Below are 19,082 nucleotides of genomic sequence, written 5' to 3' on the forward strand. Positions count from 1 at the left end.
TCAGCCATTTTCGCTGGCTCCAGCCTGACCTGCGGCCTCGTAGGCGGCCATGAAGCGCGGCGACATCGCGCGCAGCCTCGCGTCGTCGATGCGGCCGGAGCGGGTGATGTAGCTATAGGCAAAATCAAGCGGATCGAGCTGCATGTGGCCCGGGAATTTCTCGTACCAGTTGGCGCTGGTGCGCGCGGCGGTGACGAGCTTCTTCACGATCGGCTTGCGGTCGGCCTGGTAGCGCGCAAGCGCAGTCGCGACATGCGCCTCCGCTTCCAGCGCCTTGGCCAGCGCAATCGCGTCCTCGATCGCAAGCCGCGTGCCGGAGCCGATCGAGAAATGCGCCGAATGCAGTGCATCGCCGATCAGCACCATGTTCTTGTGGAACCAGTGCTCGTTCCACACCCAGGGGAAATTGCGCCACACCGACTTGTTGGAGATCAGCATGCCGCCGCCGAGCGCTTCGGCAAACACTTCCTCGCAGATTGCCTTGGATTGGTCGACGTCCTTGTACGCGAAGCCGTAGTGGTCCCAGGTGGCGCGGTCGCATTCCACCAGGAAGGTGCTCATATCTGGCGCGTAGCGATAATGATGCGCGTTGAACGTTCCGCGCGCGGTCTTCACGAAGGTCTGCGACAGTGTCTCGAAGCGCTTGTGGGTGCCGTACCAGGCGAACTTGTTGGTCGAGTAGGAGATGGAGAAGCCGAAATCGCCCTCAAAGCTGCGGCGCACCAGCGAGTTGAGCCCGTCGGCGGCGACGATCAGATCGTAGCCGTTCAATTGGTCGAGCGAGTGGATCGGGTTGCTGAAATGCGCGGTGACGCCGACCGCAAGCGCGCGCGCCTGCAGGATGGAGAGAAGTGTCAGTCGCCCGATGGAGGAGAACCCGACGCCGTCGATCTCGACGCTCTCGCCGCGATGGTTGAGCGTGATGTTGTTCCAGCTCTCCATCTCGGGTGCGATCGCATCCACCGTTTCGGGATCGTCGGCGCGGAGGAACTCCAGCGCCTGTTCCGAGAACACCACGCCGAACCCCCAGGTGGCGTCGGGGGCGTTCTGCTCGAACAGATCGATCTGTGCCTCCGGATGGCGTCTCTTCCAGAGATAGGCGAAATAAAGCCCGCCGGGGCCGCCGCCAAGAACGGCAATGTGCAAGGCGTTTCCCTCCCAATTTGACAGTATACTGCCAATTGGCGCGCACCATAATCCGACCGCCGGCGCTGCGCCAGCGAAAAAAGGTGGCGGGCCGGGTGTGGTCAAGCGTGCAGCCCTACGTCGACACCGGCAGTGGCCCTACCCGACAACCACAGCACGATATCGTTGTTTGGCTTACCTCTCCCTCCGGGAGAGGTGGGCGCTGCCCGCCGAAGCTGCGCTCGATCTCTCTACTGCGCGGCGAATTGGCCGAGCACGGCGCGACAGTCGGGCGACAGCGACGAGGCGTTGCTGGCGAGGCACTGCAGGATGCGGCCGCCGCCGGGGTCGACACCGGCGCACAGCGTGCGGACGTCGGCGCCGCAGGCCGAGCGCATCACGAAGAGCACCTCGCGTGGCCGCATCGGCCGCAGCACGATCGCTGCGGGGGCGGATGGTGCGGCAGGCGCGGCAGCAGGCGCGGCGGGGCTGGTTGCCGCCTCCTGTGCCGGCGCGCTGCCGGCCGGCGCTGTGGCGCCACCGGCGACCGCAGCGACAGCGTTCTGGCAGGCCGGTGAGACACCGGCCTTGTTCTTTTCCAGGCATTGCAGAGCCTGCGCGCCGCCGGTGGGTACGCCAGCGCAAACCTTCGGATAGTCGGAGCGGCAGGCCGAGCGGATCGCCGCGATCTGCGCGCTCGATGGCTTCCTGGCGGTGGTGGTCTTCGTCTTCGCAGCCGGCTTCTCTGCGGGCTCAGCCGCGGGCGCTGCGGCCGTCGCCGGTGCCGGTTCGGTTTTGCTTTCCGTCGCGGGCGTCGCTGCGGGCTCTGTCTTGGTTTCCGTTCTGACTTCGGATGGCGCGGCGACCGCGCTGACGGCGGCCTGGCAGCCGGGTGCGAGGCTTGCCATGTTCTTCCGCAGGCATTGCAGCGAGGCCGCGCCGCCAGGGGGAATGCTGGAGCAATGCGCGATGTAGTCGGAGCGGCATTGTGATTTGATCGCGTCGCGCTGGGCCTGGGTCGGGGCCTGCGCCATCGCTCCTGTCGCCACGATGCTTGCTGTAGTTGTGATGATCGCGGCCGAGCGAGCCAAGGCACGGCTGAATGCGTCGTGCATTTGCATAAATCCCTTTTTTTGATCTTGTTCTCTTTAATCTTGTTATCGCTCGAGCCGCCGTTCCAAGCGAAAAAAGTCGAATAGTTTTGGTCCTACAAATGCCGGCAAGCGGCATCATTCGCTGGTTTCGGCTCCACTTCAAGTAGAATGTGGAGCCGAAGGCATGAATAACTTCGTCGTAGCTTGTTCTTTAAAGCCTGACCATCCGCTTGCCGCGGTTTTCGCCCGCAAGCAGCCCGATCAAAGCGCGCGGCGTGTTTTCCAGACCGTCGATGATGTCCTCCTGCACCTTCAGCCGGCCGGAGGCGACCCAGCCTTGCAGATCGGCGATGGCGCGCTCGCGCTGATCCATGAAGTCCATCACGATAAAGCCTTGCATGATCAGGCGCTTTACCACGATCAAGCCGGGCACGCCGCGCGGCCCATGGGCGGACGGCACGCCGTCATATTGCGAGATTGCACCGCAGCAAGCGATGCGGCCACGCAAATTCATCAATGACAGGCACGCTTCGAGAATGTCGCCGCCGACATTGTCGAAATAGACATCGATGCCATCAGGGGCCGCTGCGCGCAGCGCCTTGAAGGTGGCGCCATCCTTGTAGTCGACCGCGGCATCGAAGCCGAGCTCGCCGGTTAGCCAGTTGCATTTGTCCTTGCCGCCGGCGATGCCGATGACGCGGCAGCCCTTGATCTTGGCGATCTGGCCGACGATCGAGCCGACCGAGCCGGCCGCAGCCGACACCGCCACCGTCTCGCCAGCCTTCGGCTTGCCGACGTCCAGCAGCCCGAAATAGGCGGTGAGGCCGGCAATGCCGAACACGCTGAGCAGATGCGACAGCGGCTCGATCCGCGGCAGCTTTGTCAGCTGCTTGGCAGGAAGGGCGGCATAGTCCTGCCAGCCGGTGTCGGCGAACACGATATCGCCGGGCGCAAAGCCTGATGCCTTGGAGTCCACCACCTCGGCAATACCGCCGCCGGCCATCACCGTGTTGGCTTCGACCGCGGAGCGGTAGGTCGCGCCGTGCATCCAGGCGCGGTTGGCGGCGTCGAGCGAAATATAGCGGACCTTCAGCAAGACCTCGCCATCGCGTGGCGAGGGAGGTGCCGATGACGTCTGCTTGAAATGCTCCAGGCCGAGCTTTCCGCTCGGCTTCTCGGCCAGCAGGATCTGTCGGTTGACGGTGTCGCTCATCGCATTTCCTCCTCTCGTTGCTTGATCATTATTGATGCAGTGCGCGCGCAGGAAACGTGCAATCCCGCGCTTTGTGCATTGCGCTCAAGCTAGAGAAAGCGCGCCTGTTTCACAACGGGAACAATTTCCCAGCTCGAAGCGAGTTGCACGGGTTACAAAATCTGCCAAACTCCAGGCGCCGGAGTTGACGGGGGTTGACGAATGTCGAACAGGTTTACGCAGTACATCCTGGGCGCGATGGTGCTGGGCATCATCACAGGCACGCTGATCTTCAATTTCCTTCCCGACCAGCGAGCCGAGCTCGCGGCCGACATCAATCTGATCGCGATGCTGTTCCTGCGCCTGATCAAGATGATCATCGCGCCCCTGGTGTTCGCCACGCTGGTCGGCGGCATCGCGCATATGGGCTCAGGTGCCAAGCTCGGGCGCATCTTCGCCAAGACCATGGGCTGGTTCATCAGCGCCTCCTTCGTGTCGCTGCTGCTCGGCCTCGTGATGGTGAACCTCCTGCAGCCCGGTGCAAACTTCCCCGGCACGCTGCCGGACAAGTCGCAGTCGACAGGCCTGCCGGTCTCGGCCTTCTCGCTTGAAAAGTTCCTGACCCACCTGATCCCGACCTCGATTGCGGACGCGATGGCGCAGAACGAGATCCTGCAGATCGTGATCTTCGCCGTGTTCTTCTCGGTCGCGATGGGCGCGCTGCCTGAGCGGTCCAAGCAGATCCTGTCGTTGATCGATGATCTCGGCCACATCATGCTCAAGGTGACGAGCTATGTGATGATGTTCGCGCCCTTCGCGGTGTGGGCGGCGATCGCTGCCACCGTCGCCAAGAACGGCCTCCTCGTGCTATGGAAGCTCGTGGTGTTCATGGGCGGCTTCTATCTGTCGCTCATGATCCTCTGGGGCCTCCTGGTGATCGTCGGCTTCGTGGTGATCGGGCCGCGCTACAGCCAGCTGCTGCGGTTGATCCGCGAGCCCCTGATGATCGCATTCTCGACCGCGAGCTCGGAAGCCGCCTATCCCAAGACGCTGGAGGGGCTCAACCGCTTCGGCGCCTCGTCGCGGATTTCGAGCTTCGTGCTGCCGCTCGGCTATTCCTTTAATCTCGACGGCACGATGATGTACTGCACTTTCGCGTCCATCTTCATCGCGCAGACCTACAAGATCGAGATGTCGCTCGGCACGCAGCTTGCGATGCTCGCGACATTGATGCTCACCTCGAAGGGCGTGGCCGGCGTGCCGCGTGCCTCGCTGGTGGTGATCGCCGCGACGCTGTCCCAGTTCGGAATCCCCGAGGCGGGGCTGCTCATGATCATGGGCATCGACACCTTCCTCGACATGGGACGCAGCGCCACCAACGTCATCGGCAACACGCTCGCCACCTCTGTTGTGGCGAAATGGGAGGGCGAGCTTGCGCCCGAACATGCGCTCGGCCCCGATGACGTGGTGCCGCCGAGCATGATCCCCGGAGAGGTGGCTGCGATGGCAGGACACTGACGGAGGCTCTCAATGCGTCAAGCCTCAAGTCGAGCAATCGGGGCGATCGGCCTGTTGCTGGCGGCGTTGCTGCCGGCGACGGCGACGTTCGCGCAAGGCGGCGAAGGGCTCAGCCCCACGCTCGCCCGGATCAAGAGCGCCAATGTCGTCCATGTCGGCTATCGCGAAAGCTCGCCGCCGTTTTCGTTCCTGGACGCAGCCAACCGCCCGATCGGCTACAGTCTCGAGCTCTGCGAGGCCATCGTCGAGGAGATCGCCGCCGAGGTCGACGCCCCCGATCTGAAGATCGACTATGTCAAGGTAACCTCCGACGACCGCATCCCGGCGGTCGTCCAGAACAAGATCGATCTCGAATGCGGCTCGACCACAGCGAATGCCGAACGCTCCAAGCAGGTAGCGTTCTCGCCACTGATTTTCGTTGCCGGCACCAAGCTGATGGTGGCGAAATCGTCGCCGATCGCGGCGGCGACGGATCTCAAGGGCAAGACCGTGGTGGTGACCAAGGGCACCACCAACGAGCAGGCGATGCACAATGTCGACAAGAAATTCCAGCTCGGGCTGAACATCGTGACGGCGGGCGATCACGAGCAGTCCTACCAGATGCTGGCCGACGGCAAGGTCGATGCCTTCGCGACCGACGACATCCTCCTCTACGGCCTGATCGCCCATCACAAGTCGCAGGACAAATTCCGCGTCACCGGTGATTACCTGTCCTACGAGCCCTATGGCATCATGTTCCGCAAGGGCGAGCCGGAATTGGCAGGCGTCGTGGAGCGCGCCTTCCGCAAGCTCGGCTCCAACCACGACCTGATCCCGCTCTATGAGAAGTGGTTCGTGCGGCGGCTGCCGACCGGGGAGCGCCTCAATGTCGCGATCTCTCCGCAGCTCGAGGAGGCCTTCCACGCCATGGACGATTCCCCCGGCGCCAATAATTAACAATTGGTAAGGGGCGGGCGGGGGCGCCCGGCTGCATGAAACCCGCAGCTTTGCTGCGCCGGATTGCCGCCCAGCCTGATCGGTTCGCCCGATCAGTTGGAGGTGGCCTGACGCCCGTTCACGCCGTTCATCCGCCATACAGGTTCGTGGCGATCAAATGGCGGCCTTTCAAAAAGCAAGCTGGTTCAATAAGTCGGAAGCTGGTCGCGAATGGGGAAAGGCCGTCGGAACGGGGCGTGGTCGGCGACGCTCGCCTGTGTGGCGGCCGCCGCCTTGCTGTGTGCTGCCTGCGTGTGGGTCGCGTTGGACGTCCCGGCACAAGCGCAGACGCAGGTCAATTTTGACCGGCCGGGCGGCGATTACACGAACGCGCCGATCCCCTCCGGCGACCCCGCCGATTGCGCGCTGTTGTGCGAGCGTGACCGCCACTGTCGTGCCTGGAGCTTCAACTACCCGAACGACTCCACGCCGGGCGCGGTGTGCTGGCTGAAAAGCACGGTGCCGGCACGAGTCCAGGACGATTGCTGCGTCTCCGGCGTGCGCGGCGCCGGCGTGGTCGAGCCGCGCAATCGGATCGCGGAGACCTCGATCGACCGCGCCGGCGGTGATTACCGCTCGTTCGAGCTGAAAGGCGACGAGGGCGACGAGGCCTGCCACGCCGCCTGCATCGCCGACAACAAATGCCGCGCCTGGACCTTTGCGAGGCCCGGCTATGTCGGCAAGGCGCCGCATTGCTTCCTGAAAAAGGAAGTGAAGCCGCCCCACCGAAAGGCAGGATTCATTTCGGGCGTAGTGAGATGATCTCTGCAGTCTTCCCGGCGAAAGCCGGCACGACGACGGGTTGAACTAAAGTGTTTTCGGGCGAAGCGGACATCGGTTCGCAGTGAAGAAAACGCGTCAAAACAAAAATTGGGAGCTTCGGTTCTGATCGAATCAGAACCGAAGCTTTTGGACGTCCTCCGCCTCGAGCACCGTCAACTCTGGCCACAGCGCCTTCCAGCGCCTGGCCTTGGCCGCATAATTCGCCGGCGAAAAATTCGGCCCCGGATTGGGTCGCACGATCAGGCCGGCGATGTCGGCAAATCCGTGCGGCGCATAGACCTTGTAGCTGTCGCGGTCGCGCCGAATTCCGACTTGCGTATTCCTGGTGATAAAGCGGCCGATGCCCTCGGTCGAGCAGGCCAGCGGCGGATAGGGCAAGCCGTGCTTGTCGGGATACCAGAGATGGACGCGCGCCTGGTTGCGCACCTCGACCGCAACGGGGCCGACGTGATGCAGCAGCCTGTGGATCACGGCATCCTCCGCCTCCCAGGACGTGTCGGGATCGAAATAGAACACGTCGTAGTCGAGAATGCCGTAGTCGGCCGCGCGCCCGGTCAGCACATTCCACACGGTCTGTACCAGGCAGCCCGAGACCAGCCAGGCGTCGGGCAGCTCAAGCTCGCTGAGTGCGCCGATGATCCGGTCGTTGACAGGATTTGCCAGCGCCGCGGCGAGGAAGTCGTCTTCGGTCCAATTGTGATCAACTGTGGGCACGGCACAAACGCCTTTGCCCAAGCTACAGGTTTCGCGCCTCAATGCACCGGGGTGAAGAACCGAGCCAGGCGGAAGCCGGAGAGCCAGGTCCACATCGGCTGGTGGCGGACACCGAGATCCCAGGAGCCGACCACGGCATCGGCGCGGCCGACCAGATTGTCGATCGGCAACAGCCCGACGCCGCCTTCGCGCACCGGCACGCGGCTGTCGGCGGAGTTGTCGCGGTTGTCGCCAAGCACGAACAGGTGGCCCGGCGGCACGGTCACTTCAGGGGTGTTGTCGAGGCGGCCGTTGTCGCGCAGCTTGAGGATCTCATGGCTGACGCCGTTGGGCAGCGTCTCCACATAGCGATAGGCCGGCTCCTTGCCGCCATCATCGTCCTCGGCTTCGCCGAGGCCGTCCGGCTTCAGCGAAGCGGGGTGATCGTTGATGAAGAGCTGGCCCTGCCGCATCTGGATGCGGTCGCCGGGTAGTCCCACCACGCGCTTGACCCATGCCTGCGAGGTGTCGCCCGGCCAGCGGAACACCACGACGTCGCCCCGCTTGGGGGGCTCGCCGAACACCCGCTTGGTTTCCGGCAGATTGATCTGCATCGGCAGCGAGGCGGTGCCGTAGCCATAGGGGAATTTCGAGGCGAGCAGCGCGTCGCCGATCAGAAGCGTCGGCTCCATCGAGCCCGACGGCACGTAAAACGGCTCGGCGATCGCGCCCTTGGCGAGAAACACGGCGGCGACGATGCCGATGAGCTGCACCGCCTGGCTGCGCCAGCCGGTCGTGGTGCCGCTCTTGCCGTTGGCTTTGCTTTTGGCGCTTGTGCTCTCGGCCGGATCGGACATCTTCTCAACGCTCATCGGCCGGTGCCTCCAACAGTGATTCGATCCATGCGCAGCGTCGGCTGGCCGACGCCAACAGGCACACCCTGGCCGTTCTTGCCGCAGGTGCCGATTCCGGTGTCGAGCGCGAGGTCGTTGCCGATCATGGTGATGCGATGCAGGTCGGTCGGTCCGTTGCCGATCAGCATCGCGCCCTTCAGCGGCGCGCCGAGCTTGCCGTTCTCGATCTTGTAGGCCTCGGTGCACTGGAAGACGTATTTGCCGGAGGTGATGTCGACCTGGCCGCCGCCGAAATTGGCGGCGTAGATGCCGTTCTTCACCGAGGCGAGGATCTCGGCGGGATCACGACCGCCTTCGAGCATGTAGGTGTTGGTCATGCGCGGCATCGGCACATGGGCATAGCCCTGGCGGCGGCCGTTGCCGGTCGGCTTCATGTTCATCAGCCGCGCGTTCTGGCGGTCCTGCATGTAGCCGACCAGGATGCCGTCTTCGATCAGCACGGTGCGGCTGGTCGGTGTGCCCTCGTCGTCGATCGAGAGCGAGCCGCGGCGCGAGGCCATGGTGCCGTCGTCGACCACGGTGACGCCCTTGGCCGCCACCTGCTGGCCCATCAGGCCGGCGAAGGCCGAGGTCTTCTTGCGGTTGAAGTCGCCTTCCAGTCCATGGCCGACGGCTTCATGCAGCATCACGCCGGGCCAGCCGGCGCCGAGCACGACGTCCATCTCGCCGGCGGGCGCCGGCACCGATTCCAGGTTGATCAGGGCCTCGCGCAAAGCGTCGTCGGCGGCATTGCGCCAGGCCTTGGTCTCGATGAAGCGGGCATAGGGCTCGCGGCCGCCATAACCCTTGCTGCCACTCTCCTGCCGATCGCCCTGGCCGGCGACAACAGAAACATTGAGCCGCACCAGCGGGCGAATGTCGCGATAGCTTTCGCCATCGGGGCGCACGATCTCCACCACCTGCCAGGTGGCGGCGATGCTCACGGTGACCTGGCGCACCCGCGGATCCTTGTCGCGGACATAGGCGTCGATCTCGCCGAGCAGTTTCACCTTGGTCTCGAAGCTCGGCGCGTCCAGCGGGTTCTCGTCACCATAGAGGCGTACATTGGTGTGGGCGGGCGGGGCTGCAAAGGTGCCGGAATAGCCGCCGCGGACGGCGGCGACCGCGTCGGCGGCGCGAATCAGCGCTGGCACCGAGACGTCGGAGGAATGGGCGTAGCCGACCGCATCGTCCTTTACCGCGCGTAAACCGAAACCCTGGCTGGTATCGTACGTAGCTTGCTTCAGGCGCCCATTGTCGAACATCAGGGCTTCGGTTTGGCTATATTCGAGAAACAATTCGCCGTCGTCGGCGCCCGCGAGCCCGCGAGCCACTTCATGGCGCACGGTGTCGCGGTCAAGCTGGGCGCGGTCGATCAACGAGGTTGCTGCAGGGCTGGTCATCGCTCGGTCCGTTGTCGGGAGGTCAAATCCAAGATAGTTCTTTCCTTGTCGTTCGGCGAGGGGCAGGATCGGCACATTACGGAAACGACATGATTGACATCGTTCCGATCAGTCCGGGTCACATCGACAGCTTTCACCAGACCCTCGACGTCGTCGCGCGGGAACGGCGCTATCTGGCCTTTTTCGAGGCGCCGCCGCTGGAGACCACGCGCGCTTTCGTGCTCGACATGATCGGCCACGGCTACCCGCAATTCGTCGCGGTCGCGGACAGCGGCGACGTGGTCGGCTGGTGCGACGTGACGCCGAAATCGCTCCCGATCTATGCGCATGCCGGCGTCTTGGGAATGGGCCTATTGCCGCAGTTTCGGCATCAGGGGCTTGGAACCCGGCTGATGCGCCAGGTGCTCGACGCCGCGCACGCCTTCGGCTTCTCCCGGGTCGAATTGTCCGTGCGCCAGAACAACGAGAATGCCATCGCGCTCTACAGGAGATTCGGCTTCGTCACCGAAGGGTTTCAACGCAACGCCTGCAAGGTCGATGGCGAGTATGAAAACCTGATCCTGATGGGGCTGTTGTTTTAGCGGCAGTGTCGATCTGTTGCCGCAGCGAAGAAGCACCTCTCCCAACGGGAGAGGTCGATTTTGCTTTAGCAAATCGGGTGAGGGGTTACAGTCCCTCGTGAGCGCTGCGGCCCCTCATCCGGATTGCTGCGCAATCCGACCTCTCCCGTCGGGGAGAGGTGGACCGAGTGCGCAGCGGCATCTCGACCGGTCAAAGTCCTCACGGCAGCTTGTCGTAGCCCTCCGAGAGTCCGTTCAGGCTGAGCGGGAAGCCGATTCCTTCCTCAGGTGTCTCGAAGATGATGAAAGTCGCAGTCTTCGCCGTCTTCAGCTGGTTGAGCAGCTTGTCGTCCATCACGACCTCGGCCACGCAGCCATTGGGCAGGCAGCGGACGAAGCCGGCGCGGCCGACATCGACATTGTCGAGCTTGAGACCGAGGCCCGAGGGCAGCAGCACGCCGAGCGGCGCCACCACCCGCATCAGCCGGCTCTTCTGGTCGGCAGTCTTGAGCACGATGACGGTGAGCCCGGCGTTGGAGCGGTCCTCGGCCACCACGCTCTGGATCAGGGCGCATTGCTCGCTCTGTGCGCCCGGCGGGGTGTCGCAGCGGATCTGCCAGTCGCCATGCACCGAGCGCACGGCGCCTTGCGCGTGGGCCGGGACGGCACCAAGGAGGGCGGCGGCCAGGACCGCGCAGGCAGCCAAGCCTTTCGCAGCCAAGCCTTTTGCAGCCAAGCCCTTTAAAGCAAAGCTTTTCAAAATCTGTTTCGCAGGCCCCATCCGGGTCAATCCCTTCGGAGTTTTCCTAGTCTTGAGCACTTTATCGGTTTCGCCGTGATAGGTCCAAAGTCTGCCCCGCGCCGCCGACTGATACGGCAATGAGGGCACAGTGAAGGCACACCGCGCGAGCTTCGCCCGCGCCTCGCGTCACGAATCAGTTGCACCTCACGAGCAGCCGATTGTGCCTACAACGGGGGATGCGCCTGTCAAGCGCCGCAAGCCCCCGAAAGGGCATTTTGGCCCCACTTTCACGGTAAAATGTGGCGCCATCCGGCACGCTGCCGCCCCCGTCGGGCAATAACCGACGCCGCTGCCGAATGCTCCCCACGACTGCATTGCGATGCCTCAAGAATTATGGTTTGAGAGGCTTGATTTCTGCGTTCTGGCGATCCGGCCCGGTGTCCCTCGCGGGTACCAAAGCGGCCGCTTGTTTGGGAGCGGATCGTCGTGCCGGCGGGGCTAGCGGGCGCGATTTGGGGATGAAATAAATAAGGAGCGGAAACGACATGAATATGTCGAAGGGCAGGGTTGGCCGGTGGGTCGCGGGTCTCGCGATCGCTGGTGCCGCGGTTTTTGCGAGCGGCGCGGCGTTCGCGTTGGGTCAGCCCTCGCCGTGGGAATGGAGCCTGCAGCCCTCGGGCTCGCCGGTGATGGACAACATCCATTGGTTCCACAATGTGCTCCTGACCATCATCACCGTGATCACATTGTTCGTGCTGGCGCTTTTGATCACCGTAATGGTCAAGTTCAACGCCCGCGCCAACCCGGTTCCGTCCCGGACCACCCACAACACGCTGATCGAGGTGGCCTGGACGCTGATCCCGGTCCTGATCCTGGTGGGCATCGCGGTGCCCTCGTTCCGCCTGCTGTTCCTCGAACTCGACCTGCCGAAGGCCGACATCACCATCAAGGCGACCGGCAAGCAGTGGTATTGGAGCTACGCCTATCCTGACAACGGCAAGTTCGAATTCGATTCGCTGATGGCGCAGGACAAGCAGCCGCGCCTGCTCGGCGTCGACAATGAAATGGTCGTGCCGGTCAACAAGGTGGTGCGGGTGCAAACCACCGGCGCCGACGTCATTCACTCCTTCGCCGTGCCCGCCTTCGGCATTAAGATCGACGCCATTCCGGGCCGCCTGAACGAAACCTGGTTCAAGGCCGAGAAGACCGGCATGTATTACGGCCAGTGCTCCGAGCTTTGCGGCAAGGACCACGCCTTCATGCCGATCGCGGTGCGCGTGGTGACCGACCAGGAGTTCACGGCCTGGGTCGAGGACGCGAAGAAGAAGTTCGCATCCGCCACGACCAACACCTACGCATCAGCGGCGGACGCGGCGCAGTAAAAGCGCCGCGGCGTCAAGAATAAAGGGCGACGAGGACCTCGAAAAAGAGGTCCGAGAGGGACTTCAAGGCTAGGATTTGAAAGATGGCAACGAACGTAGCGACGCACGGCGATCATGCCCATGACGATCACGCCCACGACCACCCGACCGGGTTGCGGCGCTGGCTGTTCTCGACCAACCACAAGGACATCGGCACGATGTACCTGGTGTTCGCGATCATCGCCGGCATCATCGGGGCTGCGATGTCGATCGCGATCCGCGCCGAGCTGATGTATCCGGGCGTGCAGATTTTCCACGAGACGCATATCTACAACGTGTTCGTGACCTCGCACGGCCTGATCATGATCTTCTTCATGGTGATGCCGGCGATGATCGGCGGGTTCGGCAACTGGTTCGTGCCGCTGATGATCGGCGCGCCCGACATGGCGTTCCCGCGCATGAACAACATCTCGTTCTGGCTGTTGCCGGCCTCCTTCGCGCTTCTGATCCTCTCGACCTTCGTCGAGGGCGAGCCGGGCGCCAACGGCGTCGGTGCCGGCTGGACCATGTATGCGCCGCTGTCGACCTCGGGCCATCCGGGACCGGCGGTCGATTTCGCGATCCTGGCGCTGCATCTCGCCGGTGCGTCCTCGATCCTCGGCGCCATCAACTTCATCACCACCATCTTCAACATGCGCGCGCCGGGCATGACGCTGCACAAGATGCCGCTGTTCGTGTGGTCGATTCTGGTGACGGTATTCCTGCTCCTGTTGTCGCTGCCGGTTCTGGCGGGCGCTATCACCATGCTGCTCACCGATCGTAATTTCGGCACCGCCTTCTTCTCGGCCGATCAGGGCGGCGATCCCGTGCTGTTCCAGCACCTGTTCTGGTTCTTCGGTCATCCCGAGGTCTACATCCTGATCCTGCCGGGCTTCGGCATGGTCAGCCAGATCGTCTCCACCTTCTCGCGCAAGCCCGTGTTCGGCTATCTCGGCATGGCCTACGCCATGGTCGCGATCGGCGGCATCGGCTTCGTGGTGTGGGCGCATCACATGTACACGGTCGGCATGTCCTCGGCGACGCAGGCCTATTTCGTCGCCGCAACCATGGTGATCGCGGTGCCCACCGGCGTGAAGATCTTCTCCTGGATCGCCACGATGTGGGGCGGCTCGATCGAGTTCAAGACGCCGATGCTATGGGCGATCGGCTTCATCTTCCTGTTCACGCTCGGTGGCGTCACCGGCGTGGTGCTGGCGAATGCCGGCGTCGACCGCGTGCTGCAGGACACCTATTACGTGGTGGCGCACTTCCACTACGTGCTGTCGCTCGGCGCCGTGTTCGCTATTTTCGCAGGCTGGTACTACTGGTTCCCGAAGATGTCGGGCTACATGTACAACGAGACCATCGGGAAGGCGCACTTCTGGGTCACCTTCATCGGCGTCAACCTGGTGTTCTTCCCGCAGCACTTCCTCGGTCTCTCCGGCATGCCGCGCCGCTATGTCGATTACCCGGATGCCTTCGCCGGCTGGAACCTGGTGTCCTCGATCGGCTCCTACATCTCCGGCTTCGGCGTCCTGATCTTCATCTACGGCGTCATCGATGCCTTCGTCCGCAAGCAGGAGGCCGGCAACAATCCGTGGGGCGCAGGTGCTACGACCCTGGAGTGGACGCTGTCGTCGCCACCGCCGTTCCATCAGTTCGAAACGCTGCCGCGCGTGCAGTAAACCAAGACCAGGCATGGCGCCGCAAACCGGCGCCGCGCCGTTTTAACGAAGCGAGCGTCTCATAGTGTCCGTCGTCGATCACAGCGGAATTGGCTTCGCGCCCCGGATCTCCGAGGCCGAGGTCTCCGATTACATCGCCCTCCTCAAGCCGCGGGTGATGTCGCTCGTGATCTTCACAGCGCTGGTGGGACTCGTGCTGGCGCCCGGCCATTTCCATCCCGTGCTCGCCTTCACCTCGCTACTCTGCATCGCGGTCGGTGCCGGCGCTTCGGGCGCGCTCAACATGGCGCTGGAAGGCGACATCGACGCGTTGATGACCCGCACCGCCAACCGCCCGATCCCGCGTGGCCGCATCACCAGCGGCGAAGCCATGGCCTTTGGCTTAACGCTCGCCTTCTTCTCAGTGATGACGCTCGGCATCCTGGTCAACTGGTTTGCCGGCGCGCTGCTCGCCTTCACCATCTTCTTCTATGTCGTGATCTATACCCTCGGGCTAAAGCGCCGCACCGCCCAGAACATCGTGATCGGTGGCGCCGCGGGCTCCTTGCCGCCTGTCGTCGCCTGGGTTGCGGCAACAGGCTCGATCTCGGTCGAGCCGCTGCTACTGTTTTTGATCATCTTCTTCTGGACGCCGCCGCATTTCTGGGCGCTGGCGCTGTTCCGTTCCGACGACTATGCCCGCGCCGGCGTGCCGATGCTGCCCGTGGTCGCCGGTCCCGACGCGACGCGGCTGCAGATCCTGCTCTACACCATCGTGCTGGTGGCGGTTGCCGCGAGCCCTTGGCCGCTCGGTTATTTCGACGCGATTTACGGCGTGACCTCGCTGGTGCTCGGCGCCGGCATGCTGGCGCTCGCCGTCAACGTCTATCGCCGTCGCGAGCGCAGCGAGTCGCTCCGTGCCACGCGGAAGCTGTTTGCCTTCTCGATCCTGTACCTGTTCGCGCTGTTCGCGACGCTGCTGCTCGAAGTCGTCGTGCGCGCGCTGCTCCCGCTCATAGGCTAGGGGGCGCATGGCGACCACGATGTCCGACCACGAGCCGCAAGAGGGGATCGTCCTTACCGAGGCGCAGAAGCGCAGCCGGCGGAATCGCTCGATCGCGACGGCGCTGGCGCTCGGCGTGCTCGTGCTGTTGTTTTTCGCAGTCACCCTGGTCAAGGGACCGGCCGTCCTGAACCGGCCGTTGTAGCTGACATGGCGCAAGAACCAGCTAACCAGCCGACCCGCCCGCCGACAAGAACCGCCCCGCGGCTCGGCCGCGACGCGCTGGTTGCCGCGATTTGCGGCTTGGTGGTGGTGCTGATGGTCGGCGCCGCCTATGCCGCCGTGCCGTTCTACAACTGGTTCTGCCGCGCCACCGGCTTCAACGGCACTACCCAGGTCGCGAAATCGGCGCCGACGACCAAGCCGCTGGCGCGCACCATCGCCGTGCGGTTCGATTCCAACGTCTCGGGCGGGCTGCCCTGGAAGTTCGAGCCGGAGAAGACCGAGGTCCAGGTCCATATCGGCGAGGTCACGACCGTCTATTACACCGTGACCAACCAGTCCGCGCGGCCCACGACCGGACAGGCCGCCTACAACGTCGCGCCGCTCACGGTCGGGGCCTATTTCGTCAAGATCAACTGCTTCTGCTTCACCGAGCAGACCTTTGCGCCGGGCGAGAAGCGGGAGCTGGCGGTGGTGTTCTATGTCGATCCCGGAATCGTCGAGGATCATGACAACGACAGCCTGAGCGCCATCACACTATCCTACACCTTCTATCCCGTTCGCGGGGAGACGAAGCCGGTTGCCGCGGGCGAGCCGGACAAGCGGGCGCGACCGCCGGGGTAGCGATTTCGGATTTGATTTTCGAGGAAATATGTGCCGAATGATCCGGCACGGTTTAGGGAGCAAGCGGGCAAAATGGCTACGGCGCAAGTCAAGCATCACGATTACCATCTGGTGGATCCGAGCCCGTGGCCGGTCGTCGGCTCGATCTCGGCCTTCATCATGGCTGTCGGCGCGATCACGTGGATGCACCACATGTTTGCCGCCGCGCCCATCGTCTTCGGCATCGGTACGATCGGCGTGCTCTACACCATGGCGAGCTGGTGGGGCGACGTCATCAACGAGGCCCAGCACAAGGGCGATCACACCCGCGTGGTGCAGATCAGCCACCGCTACGGCATGATCCTGTTCATCGCCTCCGAGGTGATGTTCTTCGTCGCCTGGTTCTGGGCTTTCTTCAATTCGTCGCTGTTCCCGGCCGACGCCGTGCATGCCACGCGCGACGCGGTGTTCGGCTGCGGCACCGGGACCGCGATGGGCGCCTGCGCCGTGCCCGGCACCTGGCCGCCCAAGGGCATCGAAGCGTTCGATCCCTGGCACCTGCCGCTGCTCAACACGCTGATCCTGCTCACCTCGGGCACGACCGTCACCTGGGCGCACCACGCGCTGCTCGAGAACGACCGCCGGGGCCTGAAATACGGCCTGATCCTCACCATCCTGCTCGGCGCGAGCTTCACTTGCGTGCAGGCCTGGGAATATGCCCACGCTGCGTTCGCCTTCTCCGGCAACGTCTACGGCGCCACCTTCTTCATGGCGACCGGCTTCCACGGCTTCCACGTCCTGGTCGGCACCATCTTCCTGATCGTCTGCCTGGTCCGTGCCTATCTCGGCCACTTCACCCCGAAGCAGCATCTCGGCTTCGAATTCGCCGCTTGGTACTGGCACTTCGTCGACGTGGTCTGGCTGTTCCTGTTCATCTGCATCTATGTTTGGGGCACCGGCGGCGGCCGTGTCGGCGTCATGGGCGAGTAGGTATTCGCAGAACCGTGCTTCAAAGGGCGGCCGCAGGGCCGCCCTTTTTGTTTTCGGATGTGCGACCTTATTGGTTAGACTGACACATCCGCGAACCCGGTTCACCTCGCCCTGCATGCGGGGAGAGGTCGCCCTCTCCCCGCGGGCGGGACGAGGGGGAACTTCGTTCATCGCTCAGGCAGACGCTTCCATGAACGGACTCTCTTCAACCCCTCATACCACCGTCCTGCAGAGCGCGCTGCGCGGCATCGCCTGCCGCTGCCCGCGTTGCGGCCACGGAAAACTTTTCGCCGGCTTCCTCACCCTGCGTCCGCAGTGCGAATCTTGCGGCCTCGACTACGCCTTTATCGATGCAGGCGACGGTCCGGCCATCTTCGTCATCATGCTGGCCGGCGCCGTGGTCGTGACTTGCGCGCTGATCGTGGAGGTGAAATACCAGCCGCCGTTCTGGGTGCATGCGGCGCTGTGGTTGCCGCTGATCCTGGCGACCACGCTGTTGCCGCTCCGCTCGATGAAAGCGCTGCTGATCGCGCTGCAATTCCATCACAAGGCCGCCGAAGGCCGGCTGATCGAACGCGCGCCGAAATGATGTCGCCTGTTGCGCGTCGGGGCGGTGCCGGTTTCGCTCTTTTCACCCTCGTCATGGTGGCCGTTTTCATCGGCCTCGGCGTCTGGCAACTGCAGCGACGCGCCGAGAAACATGCGCTGATCGCGGCGCTGACCGAGCGTCTCGCGGCCGCGCCGGAGTCGCTGCCCGGCGTCTCGCAATGGCTCAAGCTCGATCCCGCGCGTGACGAGTTCCGCCGCGTCAGCTTCACCGCCACTTATGTTCGCGCGCCCGACGCCATGGTCTATTCCGCCGGCTCCGCCGTGCGCGAGGATATTTCCGGTCCGGGCACCTGGGCCTTCCTGCCCGCGCGCCTCGCAAGCGGCGAGACCATCGTGATCAATACGGGCTTTGTCGAGAATACGATGCAGGAGCGCGAGCTCGAGGATCGCGCGGTCGCCAAGCTTGCCACGGGCCAGCCGGTCACGCTCACCGGCTATCTGCGCTTCCCGGAGCGCGCGGGTCTGCTCACGCCGGCCGAGAACCGCGGGAAGCGCCTGTGGTTCGTGAGGGATCACGAGGCGATGGCGAGCCAGCTCGGCTGGGGCAACGTCGCGCCGTTTTACATCGATCTCGAGCAACCAGTGCCGGCGAACGGCGTCCCGAAGCCCGGTCCGCTCACCGTGCACCTGCGCGACGACCACATGCAATACGCCATCACCTGGTTCTCGCTCGCGGTTGTCGTGGTGATCGCGTTTCTCATGTGGTTGCGTAGTCGTAGGATCGGTAGAGCGTAAGCGAAACCCATCATTGTCGTCTTCAAAGCAGGATGGTTTTCGCTTCGCTCTAGCCATCCTGCCGGTCCTGAAACGAGGGCAAAACGGCCTTTCCGACCACGCGACCGCATCGCATACTCGGCCTATCGCATCCGGAAAGCCTCTCGCATGTCGACCCCACGCGCCCGCACAGCTCTCATTATCGTCGACGTCCAGCGCGCCTTCGACGAGTGGGAGGCGGCCGGCAGGCGGCGCAACAATCCGGAAGCGGTGGCGCGGATCGTCGATCTCCTCGCGGCGTTCCGCGATCGCGGCGCGGCCATCTTCCATATCCGCCACGAGGGCACACGGCCGAACTCGTCGTTCCGGCCTGATGGCACCGGTTACGCCGTCAAGGAGGAGGCGCGCGAGCGTGCCGGCGAGCCCGTGATCGTCAAGCGCGTCAACGGTGCCTTCATCGGCACCGATCTGGAAACACGGCTGCGTATGGCCGGCATCACCACACTCGTCATCTGCGGCGCCACCACCAATCATTGCGTGGAGACAACGACGCGCATGGCCGGCAATCTCGGCTTCGACGCCCGCCTTGTGCGCGACGCGACCTGGACCTTCGATCGCGTCGGCCCGGATGGCGATACGCATTCCGCCGAAGAAATTCACGCAATGACGCTCGCCAATCTCAACGGCGAGTTCGCGCGGATCGTGACGACTGCGGAGGCAATCGCCGCGCTGGAGTGAGGGCGGCGGCGCCGAAGCGCATTTGTGGGTCATGGACTCCCGGCCGACGACGCGGTTACCATGCCAACAACCCCTTTCCCCTTCCTCGCAAAACGCTCTATGGTGCCAGCCAAATCTGCTGAGATACGATTTTCTTTTCTAATAAAATCAATGACTTAAGG

20 protein-coding genes are annotated in these 19,082 nt (G+C 63.8%); 13 read left to right on the plus strand and 7 right to left on the minus strand.

Annotated features, from left to right (window positions below; all coding sequences use genetic code 11):
* The 3 genes from A3AI_RS0116745 to A3AI_RS0116755 form a co-directional block, all read right to left on the minus strand.
* Window positions 1-1,146: an FAD-dependent monooxygenase gene (locus A3AI_RS0116745; protein ID WP_024516702.1), complete on the minus strand. Its 1,146-nt coding sequence runs from the start codon at window positions 1,144-1,146 to the stop codon at window positions 1-3.
* 230 nt (window positions 1,147-1,376) lie between these two features.
* Complete coding sequence (locus A3AI_RS0116750) at window positions 1,377-2,240, minus strand: cysteine rich repeat-containing protein (protein ID WP_024516703.1); 864 nt, start codon at window positions 2,238-2,240, stop codon at window positions 1,377-1,379.
* Window positions 2,241-2,430: 190 nt separating this feature from the next.
* Window positions 2,431-3,432, minus strand: a complete 1,002-nt coding sequence (locus A3AI_RS0116755; RefSeq protein WP_024516704.1) for an NADP-dependent oxidoreductase — start codon at window positions 3,430-3,432, stop codon at window positions 2,431-2,433.
* 201 nt (window positions 3,433-3,633) lie between these two features.
* Between A3AI_RS0116755 and A3AI_RS0116760 the strand changes: the two genes are divergently transcribed.
* The 3 genes from A3AI_RS0116760 to A3AI_RS0116770 all read left to right on the plus strand — a co-directional run bounded on the left by A3AI_RS0116760 (window position 3,634) and on the right by A3AI_RS0116770 (window position 6,666).
* Complete coding sequence (locus tag A3AI_RS0116760; protein WP_024516705.1) at window positions 3,634-4,929, plus strand: dicarboxylate/amino acid:cation symporter; 1,296 nt, start codon at window positions 3,634-3,636, stop codon at window positions 4,927-4,929.
* A 12-nt stretch (window positions 4,930-4,941) separates the two neighbouring features.
* The gene (locus A3AI_RS0116765) at window positions 4,942-5,865 is read left to right on the plus strand and encodes an amino acid ABC transporter substrate-binding protein (RefSeq protein WP_024516706.1); all 924 of its coding nucleotides are present in this window, start codon (window positions 4,942-4,944) and stop codon (window positions 5,863-5,865) included.
* Window positions 5,866-6,075: 210 nt separating this feature from the next.
* Window positions 6,076-6,666: a PAN domain-containing protein gene (locus A3AI_RS0116770; RefSeq protein WP_024516707.1), complete on the plus strand. Its 591-nt coding sequence runs from the start codon at window positions 6,076-6,078 to the stop codon at window positions 6,664-6,666.
* 132 nt (window positions 6,667-6,798) lie between these two features.
* Here the strand turns inward: A3AI_RS0116770 and A3AI_RS0116775 are convergent, their stop codons facing one another.
* The 3 genes from A3AI_RS0116775 to tldD are packed head-to-tail and all read right to left on the minus strand — an operon-like array spanning window position 6,799 to window position 9,676.
* Complete coding sequence (locus A3AI_RS0116775; protein WP_036048597.1) at window positions 6,799-7,401, minus strand: nucleotidyltransferase family protein; 603 nt, start codon at window positions 7,399-7,401, stop codon at window positions 6,799-6,801.
* Window positions 7,402-7,439: 38 nt separating this feature from the next.
* Window positions 7,440-8,252 (minus strand): signal peptidase I, encoded by an 813-nt coding sequence (lepB, locus tag A3AI_RS0116780; RefSeq protein ID WP_024516709.1) that lies wholly within the window; start codon window positions 8,250-8,252, stop codon window positions 7,440-7,442.
* A complete protein-coding gene (gene tldD / locus A3AI_RS0116785; RefSeq protein ID WP_024516710.1) occupies window positions 8,249-9,676 on the minus strand; it encodes a metalloprotease TldD in 1,428 nt (475 codons plus the stop codon). The genes lepB and tldD overlap by 4 nt, the downstream gene beginning before the upstream one ends.
* An 89-nt stretch (window positions 9,677-9,765) precedes the next feature.
* Here tldD and A3AI_RS0116790 point away from each other — a divergent pair, with 89 nt between their 5' ends.
* Entirely contained in the window at window positions 9,766-10,257 is a 492-nt protein-coding gene (locus tag A3AI_RS0116790; protein WP_024516711.1) for a GNAT family N-acetyltransferase, read from the plus strand.
* Window positions 10,258-10,456: 199 nt separating this feature from the next.
* Here the strand turns inward: A3AI_RS0116790 and A3AI_RS0116795 are convergent, their stop codons facing one another.
* The gene (locus A3AI_RS0116795; RefSeq protein ID WP_502685749.1) at window positions 10,457-11,026 is read right to left on the minus strand and encodes an invasion associated locus B family protein; all 570 of its coding nucleotides are present in this window, start codon (window positions 11,024-11,026) and stop codon (window positions 10,457-10,459) included.
* A gap of 497 nt (window positions 11,027-11,523) precedes the next feature.
* Between A3AI_RS0116795 and coxB the strand changes: the two genes are divergently transcribed.
* The 9 genes from coxB (at window position 11,524) to A3AI_RS0116840 (ending at window position 18,921) form a co-directional block, all read left to right on the plus strand.
* The gene (coxB, locus tag A3AI_RS0116800) at window positions 11,524-12,360 is read left to right on the plus strand and encodes a cytochrome c oxidase subunit II (protein WP_024516713.1); all 837 of its coding nucleotides are present in this window, start codon (window positions 11,524-11,526) and stop codon (window positions 12,358-12,360) included.
* Window positions 12,361-12,443: 83 nt separating this feature from the next.
* A complete protein-coding gene (gene ctaD, locus A3AI_RS0116805; RefSeq protein WP_024516714.1) occupies window positions 12,444-14,063 on the plus strand; it encodes a cytochrome c oxidase subunit I in 1,620 nt (539 codons plus the stop codon).
* A 64-nt stretch (window positions 14,064-14,127) separates the two neighbouring features.
* The gene (locus tag A3AI_RS0116810) at window positions 14,128-15,066 is read left to right on the plus strand and encodes a heme o synthase (RefSeq protein ID WP_024516715.1); all 939 of its coding nucleotides are present in this window, start codon (window positions 14,128-14,130) and stop codon (window positions 15,064-15,066) included.
* Window positions 15,067-15,073: 7 nt separating this feature from the next.
* Window positions 15,074-15,250, plus strand: coding sequence for a cytochrome c oxidase system small membrane protein (locus tag A3AI_RS0116815; RefSeq protein ID WP_024516716.1), 177 nt, complete (start codon window positions 15,074-15,076; stop codon window positions 15,248-15,250).
* A 5-nt stretch (window positions 15,251-15,255) separates the two neighbouring features.
* Window positions 15,256-15,891, plus strand: a complete 636-nt coding sequence (locus A3AI_RS0116820) for a cytochrome c oxidase assembly protein (protein WP_024516717.1) — start codon at window positions 15,256-15,258, stop codon at window positions 15,889-15,891.
* Window positions 15,892-15,963: 72 nt separating this feature from the next.
* Window positions 15,964-16,860 carry a cytochrome c oxidase subunit 3 gene (locus A3AI_RS0116825; RefSeq protein WP_024516718.1) on the plus strand — a complete coding sequence of 299 codons (897 nt, stop codon included), beginning with the start codon at window positions 15,964-15,966 and terminating at the stop codon, window positions 16,858-16,860.
* 190 nt (window positions 16,861-17,050) lie between these two features.
* Window positions 17,051-17,449 carry a DUF983 domain-containing protein gene (locus tag A3AI_RS0116830; protein ID WP_024516719.1) on the plus strand — a complete coding sequence of 133 codons (399 nt, stop codon included), beginning with the start codon at window positions 17,051-17,053 and terminating at the stop codon, window positions 17,447-17,449.
* Window positions 17,446-18,204, plus strand: a complete 759-nt coding sequence (locus A3AI_RS0116835; RefSeq protein ID WP_502685747.1) for an SURF1 family protein — start codon at window positions 17,446-17,448, stop codon at window positions 18,202-18,204. The genes A3AI_RS0116830 and A3AI_RS0116835 overlap by 4 nt, the downstream gene beginning before the upstream one ends.
* 147 nt (window positions 18,205-18,351) lie before the next feature.
* On the plus strand, window positions 18,352-18,921 hold the full coding sequence (locus A3AI_RS0116840) for a cysteine hydrolase family protein (RefSeq protein WP_024516721.1): 570 nt from the start codon (window positions 18,352-18,354) through the stop codon (window positions 18,919-18,921).
* Window positions 18,922-19,082: the final 161 nt, after the last annotated feature.

Origin of the sequence: Bradyrhizobium sp. Tv2a-2, assembly GCF_000472425.1 — a bacterium.
In the GTDB taxonomy this organism is placed as follows: Bacteria; Pseudomonadota; Alphaproteobacteria; order Rhizobiales; family Xanthobacteraceae; genus Bradyrhizobium.

What these genes read in the sequence shown, in the direction of transcription:
- ctaD (WP_024516714.1), top strand. Translation starts at nt 12,444, where the DNA reads ATGGCAACGAACGTAGCGACGCACGGCGATCATGCCCATGACGATCAC.
- A3AI_RS0116760 (WP_024516705.1), top strand. Translation starts at nt 3,634, where the DNA reads ATGTCGAACAGGTTTACGCAGTACATCCTGGGCGCGATGGTGCTGGGC.
- A3AI_RS0116835 (WP_502685747.1), top strand. Translation starts at nt 17,446, where the DNA reads ATGATGTCGCCTGTTGCGCGTCGGGGCGGTGCCGGTTTCGCTCTTTTC.
- A3AI_RS0116840 (WP_024516721.1), top strand. Translation starts at nt 18,352, where the DNA reads ATGTCGACCCCACGCGCCCGCACAGCTCTCATTATCGTCGACGTCCAG.
- A3AI_RS0116765 (WP_024516706.1), top strand. Translation starts at nt 4,942, where the DNA reads ATGCGTCAAGCCTCAAGTCGAGCAATCGGGGCGATCGGCCTGTTGCTG.
- A3AI_RS0116825 (WP_024516718.1), top strand. Translation starts at nt 15,964, where the DNA reads ATGGCTACGGCGCAAGTCAAGCATCACGATTACCATCTGGTGGATCCG.
- A3AI_RS0116770 (WP_024516707.1), top strand. Translation starts at nt 6,076, where the DNA reads ATGGGGAAAGGCCGTCGGAACGGGGCGTGGTCGGCGACGCTCGCCTGT.
- A3AI_RS0116830 (WP_024516719.1), top strand. Translation starts at nt 17,051, where the DNA reads ATGAACGGACTCTCTTCAACCCCTCATACCACCGTCCTGCAGAGCGCG.
- lepB (WP_024516709.1), bottom strand. Translation starts at nt 8,252, where the DNA reads ATGAGCGTTGAGAAGATGTCCGATCCGGCCGAGAGCACAAGCGCCAAA.
- A3AI_RS0116755 (WP_024516704.1), bottom strand. Translation starts at nt 3,432, where the DNA reads ATGAGCGACACCGTCAACCGACAGATCCTGCTGGCCGAGAAGCCGAGC.
- A3AI_RS0116820 (WP_024516717.1), top strand. Translation starts at nt 15,256, where the DNA reads ATGGCGCAAGAACCAGCTAACCAGCCGACCCGCCCGCCGACAAGAACC.
- A3AI_RS0116815 (WP_024516716.1), top strand. Translation starts at nt 15,074, where the DNA reads ATGGCGACCACGATGTCCGACCACGAGCCGCAAGAGGGGATCGTCCTT.
- A3AI_RS0116750 (WP_024516703.1), bottom strand. Translation starts at nt 2,240, where the DNA reads ATGCACGACGCATTCAGCCGTGCCTTGGCTCGCTCGGCCGCGATCATC.
- coxB (WP_024516713.1), top strand. Translation starts at nt 11,524, where the DNA reads ATGAATATGTCGAAGGGCAGGGTTGGCCGGTGGGTCGCGGGTCTCGCG.
- tldD (WP_024516710.1), bottom strand. Translation starts at nt 9,676, where the DNA reads ATGACCAGCCCTGCAGCAACCTCGTTGATCGACCGCGCCCAGCTTGAC.
- A3AI_RS0116790 (WP_024516711.1), top strand. Translation starts at nt 9,766, where the DNA reads ATGATTGACATCGTTCCGATCAGTCCGGGTCACATCGACAGCTTTCAC.